This window comes from Exiguobacterium sp. s46, assembly GCF_018618875.1.
Lineage (GTDB): Bacteria > Bacillota > Bacilli > Exiguobacteriales > Exiguobacteriaceae > Exiguobacterium_A > Exiguobacterium_A abrahamii.
Genome location: NZ_JACSMY010000001.1, coordinates 1,343,048 through 1,361,842 on the forward strand (window position 1 = coordinate 1,343,048; position 18,795 = coordinate 1,361,842).

General features: G+C 48.8%; 17 protein-coding genes and 1 riboswitch. Of the genes, 3 read left to right on the forward strand and 14 right to left on the reverse strand.

The window, feature by feature from the left end; translation table 11 throughout:
* Positions 1 to 45 precede the first annotated feature (45 nt).
* A complete protein-coding gene (locus KNQ08_RS07155) occupies positions 46 to 1,719 on the reverse strand; it encodes a DAK2 domain-containing protein (protein WP_369815311.1) in 1,674 nt (557 codons plus the stop codon).
* Positions 1,720 to 1,744: 25 nt separating this feature from the next.
* Positions 1,745 to 2,107 carry an Asp23/Gls24 family envelope stress response protein gene (locus KNQ08_RS07160; RefSeq protein WP_023468757.1) on the reverse strand — a complete coding sequence of 121 codons (363 nt, stop codon included), beginning with the start codon at positions 2,105 to 2,107 and terminating at the stop codon, positions 1,745 to 1,747.
* Positions 2,108 to 2,390: 283 nt separating this feature from the next.
* On the opposite strand from KNQ08_RS07160, the gene rpmB reads away from it, so the two are divergent.
* Positions 2,391 to 2,579 carry a 50S ribosomal protein L28 gene (gene rpmB, locus KNQ08_RS07165; protein ID WP_023468758.1) on the forward strand — a complete coding sequence of 63 codons (189 nt, stop codon included), beginning with the start codon at positions 2,391 to 2,393 and terminating at the stop codon, positions 2,577 to 2,579.
* Positions 2,580 to 2,719: 140 nt separating this feature from the next.
* Positions 2,720 to 4,123 (forward strand): amino acid permease, encoded by a 1,404-nt coding sequence (locus tag KNQ08_RS07170; protein ID WP_214805170.1) that lies wholly within the window; start codon positions 2,720 to 2,722, stop codon positions 4,121 to 4,123.
* 54 nt (positions 4,124 to 4,177) lie between these two features.
* Here the strand turns inward: KNQ08_RS07170 and KNQ08_RS07175 are convergent, their stop codons facing one another.
* The 12 genes from KNQ08_RS07175 to gmk all read right to left on the reverse strand — a co-directional run bounded on the left by KNQ08_RS07175 (position 4,178) and on the right by gmk (position 16,926).
* Positions 4,178 to 4,780, reverse strand: a complete 603-nt coding sequence (locus tag KNQ08_RS07175) for a thiamine diphosphokinase (protein ID WP_050677497.1) — start codon at positions 4,778 to 4,780, stop codon at positions 4,178 to 4,180.
* Position 4,781: 1 nt separating this feature from the next.
* Positions 4,782 to 5,342, reverse strand: coding sequence for an energy-coupled thiamine transporter ThiT (gene thiT / locus KNQ08_RS07180; RefSeq protein WP_195864757.1), 561 nt, complete (start codon positions 5,340 to 5,342; stop codon positions 4,782 to 4,784).
* 61 nt (positions 5,343 to 5,403) lie between these two features.
* Positions 5,404 to 5,513, reverse strand: a riboswitch (TPP riboswitch).
* A gap of 22 nt (positions 5,514 to 5,535) precedes the next feature.
* The gene (gene rpe, locus KNQ08_RS07185) at positions 5,536 to 6,192 is read right to left on the reverse strand and encodes a ribulose-phosphate 3-epimerase (RefSeq protein WP_029342106.1); all 657 of its coding nucleotides are present in this window, start codon (positions 6,190 to 6,192) and stop codon (positions 5,536 to 5,538) included.
* A 2-nt stretch (positions 6,193 to 6,194) separates the two neighbouring features.
* Entirely contained in the window at positions 6,195 to 7,100 is a 906-nt protein-coding gene (gene rsgA, locus KNQ08_RS07190) for a ribosome small subunit-dependent GTPase A (RefSeq protein ID WP_029342107.1), read from the reverse strand.
* Positions 7,101 to 7,125: 25 nt separating this feature from the next.
* Positions 7,126 to 9,060: a Stk1 family PASTA domain-containing Ser/Thr kinase gene (gene pknB / locus KNQ08_RS07195; protein ID WP_149427608.1), complete on the reverse strand. Its 1,935-nt coding sequence runs from the start codon at positions 9,058 to 9,060 to the stop codon at positions 7,126 to 7,128.
* Positions 9,061 to 9,062: 2 nt separating this feature from the next.
* Entirely contained in the window at positions 9,063 to 9,797 is a 735-nt protein-coding gene (locus tag KNQ08_RS07200; protein WP_023468765.1) for a Stp1/IreP family PP2C-type Ser/Thr phosphatase, read from the reverse strand.
* A gap of 18 nt (positions 9,798 to 9,815) precedes the next feature.
* The gene (rsmB, locus tag KNQ08_RS07205; protein WP_214805172.1) at positions 9,816 to 11,147 is read right to left on the reverse strand and encodes a 16S rRNA (cytosine(967)-C(5))-methyltransferase RsmB; all 1,332 of its coding nucleotides are present in this window, start codon (positions 11,145 to 11,147) and stop codon (positions 9,816 to 9,818) included.
* Complete coding sequence (gene fmt / locus KNQ08_RS07210; protein WP_050677507.1) at positions 11,144 to 12,526, reverse strand: methionyl-tRNA formyltransferase; 1,383 nt, start codon at positions 12,524 to 12,526, stop codon at positions 11,144 to 11,146. The genes rsmB and fmt overlap by 4 nt, the downstream gene beginning before the upstream one ends.
* Before the next feature lie 9 nt (positions 12,527 to 12,535).
* Positions 12,536 to 14,860, reverse strand: a complete 2,325-nt coding sequence (gene priA, locus KNQ08_RS07215; protein WP_214723633.1) for a primosomal protein N' — start codon at positions 14,858 to 14,860, stop codon at positions 12,536 to 12,538.
* Positions 14,857 to 16,047: a bifunctional phosphopantothenoylcysteine decarboxylase/phosphopantothenate--cysteine ligase CoaBC gene (coaBC, locus tag KNQ08_RS07220; protein ID WP_133207524.1), complete on the reverse strand. Its 1,191-nt coding sequence runs from the start codon at positions 16,045 to 16,047 to the stop codon at positions 14,857 to 14,859. The genes priA and coaBC overlap by 4 nt, the downstream gene beginning before the upstream one ends.
* Positions 16,048 to 16,103: 56 nt before the next feature.
* Positions 16,104 to 16,307 carry a DNA-directed RNA polymerase subunit omega gene (gene rpoZ / locus KNQ08_RS07225; protein WP_149427612.1) on the reverse strand — a complete coding sequence of 68 codons (204 nt, stop codon included), beginning with the start codon at positions 16,305 to 16,307 and terminating at the stop codon, positions 16,104 to 16,106.
* A 1-nt stretch (position 16,308) separates the two neighbouring features.
* On the reverse strand, positions 16,309 to 16,926 hold the full coding sequence (gene gmk / locus KNQ08_RS07230; RefSeq protein WP_174316772.1) for a guanylate kinase: 618 nt from the start codon (positions 16,924 to 16,926) through the stop codon (positions 16,309 to 16,311).
* 169 nt (positions 16,927 to 17,095) lie between these two features.
* On the opposite strand from gmk, the gene KNQ08_RS07235 reads away from it, so the two are divergent.
* Positions 17,096 to 18,787: an Rqc2 family fibronectin-binding protein gene (locus KNQ08_RS07235; RefSeq protein ID WP_149427613.1), complete on the forward strand. Its 1,692-nt coding sequence runs from the start codon at positions 17,096 to 17,098 to the stop codon at positions 18,785 to 18,787.
* Positions 18,788 to 18,795 lie beyond the last annotated feature (8 nt).

Genomic DNA, 18,795 nt, shown 5'->3' on the forward strand with positions numbered 1-18,795 from the left:
TGGGATTCGTGAAAAGGCTAGTCGCCCTTTTTCAGTATGATGGTTTTATTCGACGCTTAAAATGTACGAATAAAGTGGTTGTTTGCCGTCGTGGACTTCCACTTCAGCATCCGGATTGACCGATTCGATGTACGCGACGAGTGCGTCAACTTCTTCTGTTGAGACGCCTTCACCGTAAAGAACCGTGATGATTTCGTCGTCCTCAGTGACGAGTGTATCGACGAGTTTCTTGACTGCACCAAGACTTGAAGCGTCCGTAGCGACGATTTGTTTTTCAGCAATCGCCATATGGTCGTCCTTCTTGATTTCTACACCATCGATGTTCGTATCACGTACGGCATATGTGACTTGTCCCGACTTAACGGCTGCAATCGCATCTGCCATGTGCGCTTCGTTCTCTTCGACAGTCGCTTCTGGATTATAGACGATTGTTGCTGCTAAACCTTGTGGAACTGTTTTTGATTTCACGACCGTCACACCACAATTCGCAACAGATGCTGCTTGTTCAGCGGCCATGATGATGTTCGAGTTGTTTGGATAGACATAAACGTGTTCAGCGTGTGCATCCTCGATCGCCTTAACGATATCTTCCGTCGACGGGTTCATCGTTTGTCCGCCTTCGATGACGACACTGACACCGAGTGATTTAAAGAGTTCGCTGATTCCTTCACCCATTGCGACTGTCACGAGGGCTGCTTTCGCTTTTGCCTTCGGTGCAGCGACTGGAGTGACTTGGTTCGCACCTTCTTCTTCAAGGATCGTCGAGTGTTGTTGACGCATGTTTTCAATCTTAACAGCGACGAGTTCACCGAAACGTTGTCCTTTTGTGATGACTTCTCCTGGTGTTTCAACGTGGACATGAACTTTAAGGAGTTCTTCATCCGCTACGACGAGCAATGAATCACCGAATTCCGCTAATTCGTTACGGAAGTCTTCTTCGCTGAATGGTGCATTCGCAAGCTTGTCATCTTGGAAACGAACCATGATTTCCGTACAGTAACCGTAATGGATTTCTTCTGTCGACATGAAGCTTTGAGCCGTTTTATGATGCTCTGCTTCGACGAGTGCTTCCATGACAGGCGCATGCGGTTTGTCGAGTTCTTTTCCTTCGAGTGTTGCGAGGAATCCTTCATAGATACAGACGAGACCTTGACCACCAGAGTCAACGACACCGACTTCTTTTAATACCGGAAGAAGTTCTGGTGTTCCGTCGAGCGATACTTTCGAAGCTTCGACGAGTTGACGCATCAACTCTAAGAAATCCGTCGTCGTCTCAGATTGTGCGATAGCAGCGACAGCTGTTTCACGGGCAACCGTCAAGATTGTTCCTTCAACCGGTTTCATGACTGCTTTGTATGCTGTATCGACACCTTTTTGTAACGCATCTGCGAATTCCTTCGTATCAATCGTTGTTTTGCCTTCGATTGATTTCGAGAATCCACGGAACAATTGACTTAAGATGACGCCAGAGTTTCCGCGCGCCCCCATCAATAATCCACGTGCGAAGACGTTCGCGACTTCCGATACAGAATCCGAAGTTGATTTACCTGCTTCTTTTGCACCTGAAGTCATCGTCAAATTCATGTTCGTTCCCGTATCACCATCTGGCACAGGGAAGACGTTCAATGAATCGACGAAATCTGCATTTTGATAGAGATTCGCCGCGCCATTTTGAATCATCTTGACTAACTGCGCTCCTGTTAAACGATCTACACTCACTAAAGTTTCCTCCTCTATTCCCGCCTTAGACATTCGTCAAGCGGACTCCTTGGACAAAGATGTTCACAGATGTCACGTCAAGACCTAGTGCCTGACTGAGCGTGTATTTCACGCGACTCTGTACGTTGTTCGCCACCTCTGAGATTTTCGTTCCATAGCTTACGATGATATGCATATCGATATGGACCTGCTCTGAAGCCTGTCGAACGATGACACCGCGTGCAAAGTTCTCACGTTTTAAGAGTTCAGCAAGACCATCCTTGATTTGAGACTGGGATGCCATACCAACGACACCAAAACATTCCATTGCTGCGCCGCCCGCAAGTTGCGCGACGACATCATTATCTACATCAATCTTTCCATAGGTCGTTTTCATCTCGATCGCCACCTGAGTAGCCCCCTTTGAATATTGTATTCTTCTCATAATTCTACTATAAGGACCTACTATTGAAAAGTCGCCGTACTGACTATACAATGAATAAGTGAAAAATAGTAGCGGTCAAATGAACTTTTACCATCATCCTCATCCATTATTTTAAATTTCGAGGTTGTCTGTCAAGTTTTTTTCTTGTCAGCTACTTTTTTTATGTTGCAACCGCCCTGACACCATGCTAAGATAGCAAAGTGTCTATTAGGACGAACGCAAAACAACATAAAAGGAGGCGGAACGCATGGCACGTAAATGCTACGTTACTGGGAAATCGCCAAAGTCGGGTAACAACCGTTCACACGCATTGAACAAAACAAAACGTACTTGGGGAGTCAACGTACAAAAAGTACGTATCCTCGTCGACGGTAAGCCGAAAAAGGTTTGGGTTTCAGCTCGAGCTCTTAAATCAGGTAAAGTCGAACGCGTATAAGGCGCAACCACCGGATGGGAATCTTCCCTTCCGGTTTTTTTATGCCCTCATTTATTTTTCTCATAAACTAATTGTCGCTTTTATTGAAAACGCTTACAATAGGAACGTACTTTATTTTGTCAGAATTGGGGGAAGTCATCATGCAACTCAAACGAGAGATGACGAGTCGACACCTGTTCATGATTTCACTCGGCGGAATCATCGGAACAGGCTTATTTTTAGGGTCAGGATTAACGATTTCACAAGCAGGACCTCTCGGGGCGGTCCTCAGTTACATCGTGGGTGGGACCATCATGTATCTGACGATGTTATGTCTAGGAGAATTAGCGGTCTATCTGCCGGTCTCGGGGTCATTTCAGACCTATACGACCCGCTTCATCGGACCAGGGGTCGGCTTTGCCGTCGGTTGGATTTATTGGCTCGGCTGGGCCGTGACGGTCGCACTCGAAATTACAGCTGCCGGCAGTTTGATGGACCGCTGGTTTCCGAACGTACCCGTTGTCGTCTGGTGTACCGTCTTTACGGTCTTGCTGTTCGGTCTGAATGCCGTCTCCGCCAAAGCATTCGGTGAAGCTGAATTCTGGTTCTCGAGTTTGAAGGTCCTCGCGATCCTGTTCTTCATCATTCTAGGTGGCGCTGCTTGGTTCGGCTGGTTACCGATGGAAGCAGATCGCCCAACATCGTTATTCGCGAACTTTACGGCAAGCGGTTGGTTTCCAAACGGGATTCTCGGTGTCTTGACGACGATGATTGCCGTCAACTTCGCCTTCCAAGGAACGGAATTGATCGGTGTTGCGGCTGGGGAATCCGACACGCCCGAAAAATCGATTCCAAAAGCCATCCGCAATACAGTCTGGCGGACGTTCATCTTCTTCGTCTTATCGATTACGATCGTTGGTGCATTAATTCCGTATGAAACAGCTGGCGGAGTCAGCAGTCCGTTCATCATGGTCTTTGATGCGATTGGTATTCCGTACGCTGCTGATTTGATGAACATCGTCGTCTTGACGGCACTATTGTCCGTCGGAAACTCCGGATTATATGCGGCGACTCGGATGTTATGGGCGATGGCGCAAGAAGGGATGATTTCAAAGAAATTATCTTACGTCAATGCACGTGGTGTGCCGATGCGCGCTTTACTCTTTACGATGATGTTTGCGATGTTATCGCTCCTGACCGCGTTTTTCGCAGAGGATACCGTCTTCATTTGGCTCTTGTCCTTAGCCGGACTTGGCGCTCAAGTCGGCTGGATTTCCATCTCTGCTTCTCAGCTCGCGTTTCGTCGTCAGTTCGTCCGAAACGGACACGATTTATCCGAACTGAAATTCAAGACACCACTCTATCCGGTGTTACCACTGATTTCGCTGACGTTAAACGTCGTCGTCCTCGTCAGTCTTGCGTTTCAAGCGGATCAACGAATCGCTCTATACATCGGTGTTCCTTTCTTCCTCGTCATGTGGGGAAGTTATCATCTCTTCGTCAAAGGAAAACATCTATCCGCCCAAAGCGACATCCGTGTCGCCCCTTCTCAACTCGAAGAATAATTTCATACAAAAAGAGGCCGTGGATTTGTCCACGGCCTCTTTCATATGATTGTTCTATTCCTTAAGCGTCCGCATCATCAATAGTTCTCCTTGGTGGAGCTCTACTTTCGCTTCTGACGCACGCCATTCATTACTAACGGTCAAGGAACCTCCGACGGGTACGGGATGTGCATCGAGTGGATATTTGACTCCGGATAAGCTTAAAGTCGATGGTACGAGTGGAATGAAAGAAAGATAATGATAGCTCCCTGCTTCGACTGCATACGTTCCCTCAGCCAAGTATCGCACCTCTTCTCGTTTCGTCACGAGTCTGGTCTCTGGATATCGCTTCAACAGGTACACATTTTGGACGGTCATGTCGAGCCGCCCACCTGTCGCCCCGATGATGATGGTATCCTCAAACCGTTTCATCTCTGATGCTGTACGAAGTGCCAGTTCGAGATCCGTCTCATCTTTCTCGGCCGGATGAACGATTGCCCCTTCTGGTACATAACCAAGCGAATCAAAATCACCAATCGTCAGGTCGCATGTCAGCCCAAACGATTCAATCGTCTGAACACCACCATCGACACCGACGATAAAATCACCCGGCTGACAAAACGTCCGTAAATCCGGCACTTCTTCTTGTGGACCGGCACAGACGAGAATCGCCCGCATCTCAGACGCCTCGTGCCGAATAACGTAGTAAGCGTGGTGCAGTCGTGAATAAAATTCCTGCTACGATTCCACATAAAATGTACGAAGGAACCATATACGTTGCATTATAGACGAAAGAGTACTCCACGACTGGACCTTTTGCATACTTGGCAAAAAATACGATTCCGCTGATGACATGACAGATATAACGGAGCCCTGCTCCTAATAACGTCGCAAGGAGAACGAACGCCATCAAGCTTTTCTTTTGTCCATTGCGCGCGGCTAGTCTGACTTGACGCGCGAACAGACCACTTAATCCGACGACACCATACGCAATCGTATAGTCAAGCATCGGTTGAACGATCGTCAAGACTTGTGGGGCAAACATCAATTGAATCGTACCAACAAGTGCTCCCGTGACGACACCTCCGACGACACCGTGGCGAAATGCCATGACGAAGATCGGTAACATCGCTAAGCTGATCGAGCCACCTTGTGGCATTTTGAATGGAATCAGTAAATCAAAGACGACTCCGAGACTGGCGAAGATGGCAATTTCCATCATCATTTGTAACCGTTTCATGCTATTTTTCCTCCTTCATTGTACGAGAGGACGCAAAAAGGCAGTACGACGAACGCCGTACTGCCTGCGTGCGCCACATCCCTACGTCCGTTTGAACGGAACAGGTTCGAAGGGTTAAAGTCTAAAAGACTCCTCTCAGCCGCTTTTCAAGCGACACCCCTTGCGGTCATCATATTTCGTTTTCTCGTTCTTATTATACGGCAGCCCCTTGACGAATGCTAGTAATCGCTTCCGCATAATCTGGTGCATTGTAGATTGCCGATCCAGCGACGAGAACGTTCGCACCGTTATCGATGCAAAGCTTTGCCGTTTCCGGATTAACGCCACCGTCAATCTCGATTTCAAATGTCAGCCCACGATCTGCTTTCATTTGCGCGAGTGCTGCGAGTTTCGGCATGACACGCTCGATGAAGGCTTGTCCACCAAAGCCCGGATTGACCGTCATCAATAATACCATATCGACATCCTCAAGGACGTGTTCAATCGTTGATAATGGCGTATGGGGATTCAAGACGACCCCTGCCTTTGCACCCGCTGCTTTGATTTGTTGCAAGACACGATGGACATGATTCGTCGCTTCGACGTGGAACGTCACGATGTCTGCCCCTGCCTTGACGAAATCTTCAACGAAACGTTCTGGCTGGTCGATCATCAAATGGACATCGAGAATCATATCCGTCTTTTGACGTAAACTGCTAAGCACAGGTAATCCAAACGAGATGTTCGGTACGAACTGACCGTCCATGACATCGAAATGGATATAGTCCGCGCCTGCTGCTTCGACTGCTTTGACATCACGCTCGAGATTCGCAAAATCTGCTGATAAGATAGATGGTGCAATTTTAATCATCTTCAATACCTCCGGGCTCGATTCTTGATTTCGTCTATAAACATACCATAGTTCTCATAACGAGAGGACATGATTTCTTGAGCTTCGACTGCTTCCTTGACGGCACAACCGGGTTCATTCAAATGCAAGCAACCTCGGTATTTACAATCGTCTTGTACAGCCACGAATTCAGGGAAACTCCACCGTACATCCTCGATTTCCATATCATACGGAAAATCGAGGTTCGAGAAACCTGGCGTATCGGCAATCAATCCTTCGGCAAGCGGCATCAATGTGACGTGGCGCGTCGTATGACGTCCGCGTCCGAGTGATTTCGAGATCGCACTTGTTTCTAAATCAAGAGAGGGTTCCAGTGCATTGAGCAATGAACTTTTCCCGACACCGGATTGTCCGGCGAGAACGCTCGTTTTTCCAGCAAGTAACGGACGGACTTGCTCAATACCTGCCAACGTCTCACTTGATGTCTCGATGACCGTATACCCAATCTTCCGGTAAGCGGCAATCGCCTCTCGGACAGCCGGTCCTTTAACATCGTCCAGCAAATCCATCTTCGTCAATAGGATGACGGGTTGAATTTCCTTCGCTTCGATCAAAACGAGAAATCGGTCGAGCAAGTGCGCTGAAAAATCAGGTTCTGCCGCCGAGACGACGAGCAATGCCTGGTCGATATTCGCGACTGGAGGGCGTACTAAAAAGTTGTCCCGCTCCTTCACTTCGAGAATATATCCTGTCTCACTTTCGATATGAAGAACGACCTCGTCTCCGACGACTGGACTGATGCCGCGTTTTCGGAAATTCCCTCTTGCCCGTGAACGTACCTCTCCTTCTGGTGTCATGACATCATAAAAGCCACCCTGCAGACGTATGATCGTTCCTTCTCGATTCTCTTCGATGCGTTGTTCCGTCATCCTATGCACTCCTTTTTCATCACATTCATTGTGCGTCTTTTGCTTGATTGTACGTGATGGTTTTTGAACGATACACCGTATCGTCTTTATAGATCGTAATTTTTCCTTCTTCTCCTGGATCAATCGTCACCGGCACGTCGAATGTCTCATCTTGATCAATCGATTCCTCGATGACGGTCCGCTTCCCTTTCGCGTCTTCCGTCTCAATCCGGATGACTTGTTTCGGTGGTTCCTCGTCCTCGTTCTCGCTGACCGCATCATAGACGACCTTTTCAGGGAACGTTGCCGTCACCGTTTTTTCTTCCTCACCTTTTGAGATGAACACCGTCACGGAGTCGTTCGGTTCGACTTGTGCTCCTGCTTGCGGGAATTGACGAATGACTTGATCGAGCTTGACGTCACTTGAAAATTCTTGTTCAAACGTGCCGTCGAGACCCATTTCATCGAGATACGCTTTTGCTTCATCACTCGATAAGTTCGTCAAATCTTTCAATTCAAAGGACGAAGTTCCTTCTGAGACAGTGATTGTAATCGTCTGTTCTTTTGCAATCACTTCCGTCCCAGCAGAGATCGATTGCCGGATCACATTACCTCGCTCGATTTCATCCGACTTTTCACGTTCGACCTCGACTTTAGCGAATCCAGCCTCTTTTAATGTGGCGATCGCCTCTTTTTCAGCGTCATCTGTCACATCCGGTACTTCGACCGGCGCACTACCTGTAGAGACGACCAAGTTGACTGTCGAGCCTTTCTTGACTTGTGCGTTTTCACGCGGTGTCTGACTGATGACATCGCCTTCCTCGACTGTATCGCTATTTCGTTCTGTCGTCTCAACAACGAATCCTAGTTTCTCAAGCTTCGTTTCCGCTTCGTCTCCATCCGTCTTGACGACAGATGGTACGGTGACCGTTGGATCTGGCCACATCGCAAACGTCGTAGCTGCACCACCTAGCAATATGAGCAATAAGAGGACGATCCACCAACGTTTTTTCTTTTTCTTTTCCGGTGTTTTCGGTTGAACGGTCGTGACGGCGGGTGATTCTGGTTCCGCTTTTGATTCTTCTGGCACTTGTACAGGCGATAAGACCATCGTTTTTTCCAGCTCATCCTCTTCTGCACCTCGGATACCTTCGCTTGCTCGTTCGTCAGACAACGCCGTCACCATATCTGCCTTAAATGCTGCGACGGACTGTTGACGGTCATGCGGTGCTTTTGCGAGCGCCTGCATGATACAGTTCTCAAGCGCTTGTGGCACTTTCGGATTCAAGACGGATGGGCGACGCGGTGTATCTTGCAGATGCTTTAAAGCAATCGCAACCGGTGAATCACCTTCGAACGGGACTTGTCCTGTCACAAGTTCGTATAAGACAGCACCAAGTGAATAGATATCCGACTTCTCATCCGCAAATTTACCTTTTGCTTGTTCCGGTGAAAAGTAATGGACGGACCCAAGGACGGACATCGTATGCGTCAGCGTCGCATTCGACATCGCCACAGCGATTCCGAAATCCGTTACTTTGACGGTACCATCCTCTCGAATCAACATGTTTTGCGGTTTGATATCGCGATGGATAATTCGGTGTGCATGGGCGTGATCGATCGCATCACAAATTTGAGCGATGATATCGACGGCCTGCGGCACAGGTAATGCTTGATTTTCACAAAATGTCTTTAATGTCATACCATCGATATACTCCATGACGATGTAATAGATGGCATCTTCTTCGCCTACATCATAGACGGCAACGATGTTTGGATGATTCAAGCTGGTAGCAGCATGAGCTTCACGTTCGAATCGACGAATGAACTGTTCGTCATGCGAAAATTCGGTCCGTAAAATCTTAATGGCAACATGACGCTTTAAAATCTCATCATAGGCTTGATAGACATTCGCCATCCCGCCACTTCCAACTAGCCGTTCTATGCGGTAGCGGTCATTTAATCGATCTCCGTATCGCATATTCAGACCCTCTTTCTTTCTTTGAACCGGATGGCGGCAATCGTAATATTATCCGCGCCTCCTCGAGCATTCGCTTCTTTCACCAATCGTCCGACGATCTCATCAAGCGGCTCATCCTGTAAGATGATCTGTTCGATGACATCATCTGGCACTTCATCGGTCAACCCGTCACTACAGACGAGGACGAGGTCATAGTCTGGAGCATCTCTGACTTGAATGTCGACTTCGACCGTTTCGTTCGAGCCGACCGACCGTGTGATGACATTCTTACGTGGATGATTTTCGACTTCCTCATCCGAAAGTTCCCCCATTTGTCGTAACATGTTGACGTAAGAATGATCATCCGTCAATTGTTTTAACGCCGTACCTTCAAGGGCATAGACCCTACTATCTCCAACATGACCGATGACGAGCAAATCTTCGACCCAGCATACGCAGGCAATGGTCGTTCCGACGATTGCAAGTTGCTCGTCTTTTGAAAACTGAAGAATCCGGGCATTTGCCTCGGCTACACGTTGTTCTATCCATTCAGACAATTCCATCGGACGATTTGGCATGAGTGAAAAGGATGCTTCAAATACCTCGCGAACGATCGCACTTGCGATATCGCCAGCAGCATGACCTCCCATACCGTCCGCAACGACGGCAAGACCACGTTCAGCGTTCCCGACGAGTAATACCGTATCCTCATTTTTAGTCCTGACTTTCCCAGTAGTCGAAAGGTGAGCTAACTCCATGACAGTCCTCCGTTCGTGTCAATCTTCTCGTTTTTTAAACGCGGCAATATAGAAGCCGTCCGTTCCGACTGTCGTCGGTAACAACTTGAGTTCTGCTCGATCCCCGATCAGATGTCGCACGGATTCCGGCATCCGTGCCGCGAAGGATGTATCAAATTCAAATCCTTGATCGAGAATGAACGCTGTCTGGTCCTCGTTCTCAGTCGGATCAATCGTACAAGTCGAATAGACAAAGGTTCCACCCTTTTTAACGAGTGGTAAGACAGATGTCAGAATATCTCGTTGAATTTTCGGGAGTTGCTCGAGTTGTTCCGCGCGTTTCGTCCATTTGATATCTGGTTTTCTCCGAATGACACCGAGTCCTGAACAAGGTGCGTCGACAAGAATCCGATCAAACGATTCTACTTCAAAGCGGTCTCCTGCTTTACGAGCATCTAACGCTTCTGCTTGAACAGTCGTAAGACCTAATCGTGTCGCTTGCTGTTCAATCAATTTAATCTTATGTGGATGAAGATCAAGTGCCTGTAGTGTTCCCGTCGTCAAACCTTCAGCAATATGCATCGCTTTCCCACCAGGTGCGGCACAGCTGTCAAGTACATGATCAGATGTTTCTGCACCGAGTGCACGGGCGACGAGCATTGAGCTCTCATCCTGCAGAGAAAGATACCCACGGTCAATCAGATCCGTTTTTTGAACGCTTCCTCGTTCGATTTCGAGACCGTCTGGCGCGACCGTAGATGGTTTTGCCGTCACACCTTGGTCGAGTAGAAGCTCGATCGCTTCCTCTCGCGTCGTCTTCGTCCGATTGATGCGAACCGTGACCGGTGCAGGTGTGTTATTCAATTGACAGATTTGAAGCGTTTCTTCCGGACCAAACAGTTCAATCCAGCGTTCGACGAGCCACTGCGGATGACTCGTTTCGATGCTGATTCGTTTTGCAACAGGCTCAATCTCAGCGAAACGAGGCATTCCCGCCCGTAATACATTCCGGAGCACTCCGTTGACGACTTTCGAGACGTGGACTTTCCCACGTTTTTTAGCAATCTCGACAGCTTCATGGATGACGGCATGATCCGGTACACGATCAAGATAAAACAATTGATACACACTCATCCGTAACAACGGACGCATGAACGGATCAAGTTTTTTCTGTTTCGCTAGATACGGCTCCAAAATATAATCCAGTGTCAATTCACGACTGAGCGTCCCGTAGACGAGTTCCGTGAACAAGCCGACATCTGTTGCTGAGATAGCACGCTTTTCAAGCATCTGATGGACGGTGATTGTCGAGAAGGCACCACCTTGACCAATTTTCATCAGTGTCGTTACTGCTGCGTCACGTACATTCATGCGTTCTCACCTACTTGTTGTCCGAGTTCAAGCGATTGACCGATCCCGCGCATGAACGTAGCACCGTCCATCCGTTTTTTTCCGGACGGCTGTAAGTCGATCAGCTTCAAAGCTGTCTCCGAACCTGTCGCGATGACGGGACCATCCGCTTCTAAAGCGATGATTTCGCCTGGTCGTCCCGTTCCTTTGACTTTCGTCGCGAAAAAGACTTTCAATCGGTCATCACCAAGCATCGTATACGTACTTGGGAAAGGATTCATTCCTCGGATTTGATCATAGAGTGTCTCACCCGGTAACGTAAAATCAAGTCGTTCCCGCTCGCGTGAGATGTTCGGCGCAAACGTCGCTTCTGCCTCATCTTGCGCTTCCGGTGTCAATTCACCTGCGAACAGACGTGGTAAGGTCTCAAGCAATAGTCGCGCTCCTGCGTCCGCTAACTTTTCAAACATCGTTCCGACTGTATCGTTCTCTTCGATCGGAACAATGATTTTTGACAACATATCACCCGCGTCAAGTCGATCGACCATATACATGATCGTCACGCCTGTCTCTTTTTCTCCATCGATGATTGCTTGATGAATCGGTGCACCGCCACGATATTTCGGTAGGAGTGACGCATGGACGTTGATCGCCCCAAAGCGTGGTGCTTCCAAAATAGCTGTCGGTACAATCTGACCGTAAGCTGCCGTGATAATGAGATCTGGTTTTAAATCAAGGACGTCCTGATAGTCTTCACGAATCCGTTTCGGTTGCAACACAGGAATATCGTGTTCCATCGCGACGAGTTTCACAGGTGTCGGTTTGACTTCCCGTTTTCGTCCGACCGGCTTATCTGGTTGCGATACGACACCGACGACGTCATACCCAGCATCGATCACTTCACGCAGTGTCCCTGCCGCAAACTCAGGTGTCCCCATGAAGACGACGCGCGGTTTTTCTTGCTCGACAAGTTTATCCGTGAACAGGACACCGTCTAAATGATCCATCTCGTGCTGGATGGCACGTGCAAAAAAGCCGTTTGCCTTGATTTTGACCGTCCGCCCGAGACGATCTTGAGACTTGACGACGATGCGGTCGAACCGTTCGACCGGTCCGAAAATGCCTGGCATGCTGAGGCATCCTTCGTCATCGATTTGTGAACCATCGGCTTCGATGATTTCCGGATTGATCAGCTCGATCGGTCCTGTCTCATCATCCGTATGGACGACAGCTACACGGATCGGTTGATTGATTTGCGGTGCCGCTAAGCCGACACCATCATATTCGTACATCGTATCGAACATCCGGTCGATCATCTTACCGAGTTTTTTATCGAACTTCGTGACAGGTTCACATACCTGTCGTAATACATCATTTGGTACTTCTACTACTTTATACATACAGACACCTCACATGAATACAAATGGATTCAAGTCGATCGCGACTTGTGTTTTTGATTTTTGACGAGGGGCTAAGATATCACGGAGATGTGTCCGGACATCTTCCTGCCCTTTATGTTTAATTAAGACCTGTTGTCGGTACATATTCTTCAGTCGAGCAAGTGGCGCATCGAACGGTCCATTGACGACTAAATCCTCCGATTCGAAAGCCCGCAGCTCAGAAGCAATCTGTTGCGCTTCTGCTTGTGCTTCGAGTGGATGTGTCGCTGAGACCGTGATCAAGCCAAGGAACCAGAATGGAGGGTGTCCCCCGAGTTTGCGCAACTGCATCTCCCGCTTATAGAACGTTTCGTAATCATGCTGTTTCGCCGTCTGAATGACGTAGTGCTCAGGATTATAGGTCTGGATGATCGACTGTCCGGCGAGTTGCCCCCGCCCGGCACGACCCGACACTTGCGTGATCAACTGGAACGTTCGCTCACTTGCCCGAAAATCCGGAATACCGAGCGTCGCATCAGCAGCGAGCACCCCTACGAGCGTGACATTTGGAAAGTCGAGACCTTTTGCAATCATCTGTGTTCCGAGAAGAATGTTCCCTTCCTTACGCTCGAAGGCATCGAGTAACTTCTCGTGTGCGCCTTTACGAGACGTCGTATCTTGATCCATCCGAATAATCCGTGCTTCCGGAATCAAATGCGCCAACTCTTCCTCGATCTTTTGCGTCCCCGTTCCGAACTGACGAATCTTCGTCGATTCACAGGACGGACAAGTTTTCGGCATCGCCGCCTCGAATCCACAATAGTGGCACTTCAAGCGATCTTCATGTTGATGATACGTTAAATTGACGGCACAATGCGGACATTGAAGCGTCTCCCCGCAATCCCGACATAAGACGAATGTCGTGTACCCACGACGGTTCAAAAGTAATACCGTCTGTTCCCCACGCTCGATTCGTTCTTTGATGCCTTCGACGAGCGCGAGGCTGAACGGAGTACGATTGCCCCGTTCAAGTTCCTTACGCATATCAACGATGTCGACCGGAGGCAGTTCCCCACCGAATCGTTCGCGAAGCGGTAAGTAACGATAGACCCCTTTTTGTGCCCGCGCATACGTCTCAAGTAATGGAGTTGCACTTCCGAGCACGACGGGACAACGATGATAGGCCGCTCGCCATTTTGCAACATCACGCGTATGATAGCGCGGATTCTCTTCTTGTTTATAGGTTGTTTCATGTTCTTCATCGAGAATGATGATTCCGATATTCGTCAGCGGCGCAAACACGGCGGACCGTGCACCGACGACGACATCGACCTCGCCTTGAGCGATTTTGCGCCACTCATCATACTTTTCTCCGAGCGATAGACCGCTATGCAGGACAGCGACCCGTTCTCCGAAACGACGTTTGAACCGTTTGACCATCATCGGTGTCAGACTGATTTCTGGAACGAGCAAGATCGCTTGTCTACCGCGTTCGAGTTGTGCATGAATCGATTCAAGATAGACTTCCGTCTTACCGCTTCCTGTTACGCCATGTAACAAAAACGTTCCGGTCTCAGCTTCAGCCGTAATCGCCGAGACAGCTTCCTGTTGCTTTTCCGTCAAAGAGGACGGCACAAAGATGTCTTGGACGAGATGTTCGTAAGGATTTCGCCGTACATCAATCGTCTCGACTTCAATGATGCTTTTTTTCTCGAGGGCGTTCAACGTCGCGCTCGTTGCGCCCGTCGCCTGCTTGATTTCACTCCAAAGCGCATTCGGAAATTCTTGGATATACGCATACAGTGCCGCTTGTTGACTCGCTTGTTTCGTAAAAGTTGCCTGTTCCTCTAGGAGACGAATACGTTTATCCGTCTTTGACGTCTTTTTCTCGCGAATGACCGGTTGAAGCGTCACGTCAGCTTGTTTCGCCGCTGTTAAGATGATTTGTTGGACTTCCGTTGGTAATTGACTCATTTTCTTACCATGATATGCCCGAAGTGGGCCCGACTCGACTATGACCAGTTTATCATAACTCACCTTCAACGCAGCCGGCAGCATCGCAAGCAGTGCCGTCGCCTGAAAACACAATGTCGTTTCTGATAGATAAGCCGACAGCTCGAGTAATTCTTGCGTATAGGTCGGCGTCTCATCTAAGACACGAACGATCGATTTGACGTTCGTCAAATCAGAGGTTGCTTTCGTTCCGACGACGATCCCAAGCAACGCACGTGGACCGAACGGAACCTCTACGCGCATTCCGGGAACAATCAGCTCCTGCCAGAGTGCCGGCACGGCATAATCAAAAGGACGATCGACGGTGGCCGCTGCGACATCGACGATGACTTCAGCTATCATGCCAATGCCTCCGCAAATTGGCGCATGAGCGATTTGGCGAGCGTCGATTTCAATTGTTGATCGTATCGCGTGACGGAATCATTCTTCCCAAAAACGACGACCTCATTTTCGTCGCTGACAAATCCGATGTCAGAACGAGAGACATCATTCGCGACGATGAAATCCGCCTTCTTTCGGACGAGTTTCTGTTTCGCGAACGTCTCGACGTCCGTCGTCTCCGCTGCAAATCCAACTAATACCTGATGTTCTTTCTGCTCACCGAGCGTCTTCAGAATATCCGTCGTCTCCTCGAGTTCAATCCGCAATGGTCCGTGAATTTTCTTCTGCTTCTGATCGTACTGGACAGACGGTCGATAGTCAGCTACGGCAGCGGACATGATGACGATGTCTTGCGTCTCATAGTCACGTAACATGGCTTCGAGCATCTCTTCTCCCGACTCGACGGCAATCGTTTCGACGCCAGCCGGTAGTCCGATCCGAAGTGGCCCGTGTACGAGCGTGACATCTGCTCCTGCGTCTCTTGCTGCTTCCGCAAGTGCAATGCCTGTCTTTCCTGAAGAGTCATTCGTCAAATAACGGACCGGATCAATCCGTTCAACGGTCGGGCCTGCACTGATCAAGACTTTTCGCCCGGCTAGATACTTATCTTCAAAGAAGGTTGAGAGTGTTGCGACTAAGTCTTCCGGTTCGGGTAAACGACCTTTCCCGACCCAACCACATGCGAGATTTCCGACTCCCGGTGCAATCACCTGGACACCGTCCTGCTTGAGTTGTTCGATATTGCGAACTGTCGCCGGATGTTCGAGCATGTTGACATTCATCGCCGGTGCGACGATGACGGGACACGTTGCTGCAAGGATCGTCGTCGTAATGAAGTCATCTGCGATCCCGTGCGCGAGTTTTGCAATCAAGTTCGCGGTTGCTGGTGCGACGACGATTAAATCCGCTTCGTCCGCTAAATCGATATGGGCGATTTTTGACGGATCATGCTCGATGAAGACATTGTCATAGACTGCTTTTCGCGTCAGTGCCTCAAACGTCGTCTTACCGACGAATTGTTGCGCATTACGCGTCATCGCGACTTGAACGTGTGCGCCTGCTTGAACGAGTTTGGAAGCGAGTGCTGCTGATTTATAGGAAGCGATTCCACCGCCGACACACAGTAGGATGTTTCGGTTGGTTAACATGTAGGTATCCTCCTTATTGAAAAAAACAGCCACGATGACAAGTGGCTGCTTCAAAATTAGTCTTGCGGTTGGTTCGTGACGGTTACTTCTTCGAAATAAAGCTCTTCTAAAGCTTTCCCGACCGGTTTATGCGATTTTGGGTTCATGACTTTCACGCGTTTCCCGTCTTGGATTTGACGCGCACGCTTAGCGGCAACTGTAACGATCGTATATTTCGATGGTACTTTCTTTTGAAGCTTATCAACTGATGGATATAACATATCACTTAACCTCCATGGCTTTTTTATATAGGGACGCGACACGTTCCCGACTGCAATGTTCCGCTGTGACGATTGCTTGAATACGATCACAGGCTTTATGAATTTCGTCGTTCGTCACGACATAGTCATACGCATCCATCATCTCGATCTCTTCTTTAGCGACGAGCAGACGTTGCTTAATGACTTCCTCCGATTCCGTTCCACGCCCTACGAGGCGGTTCCGCAATTCTTGGAGGCTTGGAGGTGCAAGGAATAAGAAGACAGCTTCAGGAAAATGTTCTTTGACCTGCATGGCCCCTTGAACTTCGATTTCGAGAATGACGTCTTTTCCTTCATCTAGGATCTGGTTCACCCATTCAACTGGTGTTCCATAATAGTTTCCTACGAATTCAGCATATTCCAAGAGTTGATTGTTCGCAATCATCTCTTCGAATTCTTCACGCGATTTAAAGAAGTAATGAACACCATCTACTTCTCCTTCGCGCGGTTGGCGCGTCGTACAGGATACCGAGTAATGCAGATCATTATCCTGATCTTCGCGCAAGGCACGACAGACCGTTCCCTTTCCGACACCACTTGGACCAGATAATACGAGTAATAAGCCACGCTCTTTGAAAATCACTTCAAAACCCCTCCATCTCACAAACTTCACATTGTTTCATATTAGCAGTAGAGACGGGAAGTTCGCAAGTCATCTTTTTTTAGCTCGACTGCTTTATCATACCATAACGATGCCATTTCTGTTACCTTTAGAAAGTGAGAACGAAATCAAGAAAGAAGGTAATCGTATGGCTTTTGACGGATTGATGACGACACGTGTCGTCGAAGAACTCCAACCACTCGTCGGAGGACGGATCAATAAGGTATACCAGCCTTATACATTGGATTTAGTATTCCAGGTCCGGGCTGAGCGAAAAAACGTATTGTTGCTCGCCTCTGCGAATGCCATGTATGCACGGATGCACATTACGTCGGAAGCGGTCAGCAACCCGAGTGAACCCCCACTCTTCTGTATGATGCTCCGCAAACATGTCGAAGGTGGGTTCATCGAATCAATTGAACAACTCGAACGTGACCGAATCATCGTCTTACGCGTCCGGTCTCGGAACGAACTCGGTGATGAGGAAGCGAAAAAAATCTATGTCGAGTTGATGGGACGTCACTCGAACATCATTTTGACCGATGGACAAGATAAGATCCTCGATGCGATCAAACACTTGCCACTCAGTCAAAATACCTTCCGGACGATCATGCCAGGGGTGACATACCAGCTTCCGCCGGCACAGGATAAAGTGGATCCGCTCACGGGAGATATCGAAAAGACACTCCACCGGATTGACTGGAACGCCGGTAAACTAGATCGACAGTTACTTGGTCTCTTCAGTGGTCTGTCTCCACAAATTGCAAAGGAAGTCGTCACACGGGCAGGTCTTGCCAACCGGACGAATCTTGCATCTGCCTTTCAAGATGTCCTGAAGGAACTCGATGGTCCTTATGTCTTACAACGGATGGAAGGTGGTAAGGAACGCTTCGCACCGGTCCGGCTAACGGAAGGATCCATCATCGACGAGAAGACGTTCGAGACGAGTGGTCAAGTCCTCGACGCCTTCTTCCATCAAAAAGCAAACCGCGATCGCGTCAAACAACAAGCAGCCGATCTCGAACGGTTCATCAAGAGCGAGTACGATAAGAATATCTTAAAGCGCTCAAAACTCGAAAAAGATTTAGAAGCGACGTTACGGATGGATGAATGGAAACATAAAGGGGAACTGCTGACGACCTATCTTTATCAGCTCGAACGCGGGATGAAGGAAGCGACCGTCGTCGATTACTATGATCCAGATGGTGCTGAGATCACGATCACGCTTGATCCTCGTTTCTCGCCGAATGAGAACGCGCAACGTTATTACAAACGGTATAACAAATTAAAAACCGCCAAAGTCGAAGTCGCGCGTCAGCTCGAGAAGAACCAAGCTGAGATTGCGTACTTCGAAGGCTTACTTGCGCAACTCGATGTCGCATCCCCGGAAGACATCCGGGAAATGCGCGAGGAACTCGTCGAAGAAGGTTATCTGCGCGAACGACAAAAGAAGAAAAAGAAACCGCAGCTCCCACAACTCGAAGAATACCGTTCTTCGACTGGTCTTCCATTCTTCGTCGGAAAGAACAATAAACAAAATGATTACGCGACGTTCAAGTTCGGACGCAGGTCCGATACGTGGTTACACACGAAGGATATCCCGGGATCACACGTCATCATTCAAAGTGATGCACCGGACGAGACGACGTTGAAGGAAGCAGCGATCGTCGCGGCTTATTTCTCGAAAGCACGTGAGTCGAGCCAAGTTCCGGTCGACTTCACGGAACTACGTTATGTCAAAAAACCGAGTGGTGCAAAGCCCGGATTCGTCATCTACACGGATCAAACGACTCTTTACGTCACACCTGATCCAGATGTCGTCCAATCCTTACGTCAATGATGCTACAC

Bases quoted from the DNA above. Each gene is read 5' to 3' on its own strand.
- rpoZ (WP_149427612.1), bottom strand. From the start codon at position 16,307: ATGTTATATCCATCAGTTGATAAGCTTCAAAAGAAAGTACCATCGAAA.
- coaBC (WP_133207524.1), bottom strand. From the start codon at position 16,047: ATGTTAACCAACCGAAACATCCTACTGTGTGTCGGCGGTGGAATCGCT.
- rpmB (WP_023468758.1), top strand. From the start codon at position 2,391: ATGGCACGTAAATGCTACGTTACTGGGAAATCGCCAAAGTCGGGTAAC.
- KNQ08_RS07170 (WP_214805170.1), top strand. From the start codon at position 2,720: ATGCAACTCAAACGAGAGATGACGAGTCGACACCTGTTCATGATTTCA.
- fmt (WP_050677507.1), bottom strand. From the start codon at position 12,526: ATGTATAAAGTAGTAGAAGTACCAAATGATGTATTACGACAGGTATGT.
- rsmB (WP_214805172.1), bottom strand. From the start codon at position 11,147: ATGAATGTACGTGACGCAGCAGTAACGACACTGATGAAAATTGGTCAA.
- pknB (WP_149427608.1), bottom strand. From the start codon at position 9,060: ATGCGATACGGAGATCGATTAAATGACCGCTACCGCATAGAACGGCTA.
- KNQ08_RS07200 (WP_023468765.1), bottom strand. From the start codon at position 9,797: ATGGAGTTAGCTCACCTTTCGACTACTGGGAAAGTCAGGACTAAAAAT.
- rpe (WP_029342106.1), bottom strand. From the start codon at position 6,192: ATGATTAAAATTGCACCATCTATCTTATCAGCAGATTTTGCGAATCTC.
- rsgA (WP_029342107.1), bottom strand. From the start codon at position 7,100: ATGACGGAACAACGCATCGAAGAGAATCGAGAAGGAACGATCATACGT.
- KNQ08_RS07235 (WP_149427613.1), top strand. From the start codon at position 17,096: ATGGCTTTTGACGGATTGATGACGACACGTGTCGTCGAAGAACTCCAA.
- thiT (WP_195864757.1), bottom strand. From the start codon at position 5,342: ATGAAACGGTTACAAATGATGATGGAAATTGCCATCTTCGCCAGTCTC.
- priA (WP_214723633.1), bottom strand. From the start codon at position 14,860: ATGATAGCTGAAGTCATCGTCGATGTCGCAGCGGCCACCGTCGATCGT.
- KNQ08_RS07175 (WP_050677497.1), bottom strand. From the start codon at position 4,780: ATGCGGGCGATTCTCGTCTGTGCCGGTCCACAAGAAGAAGTGCCGGAT.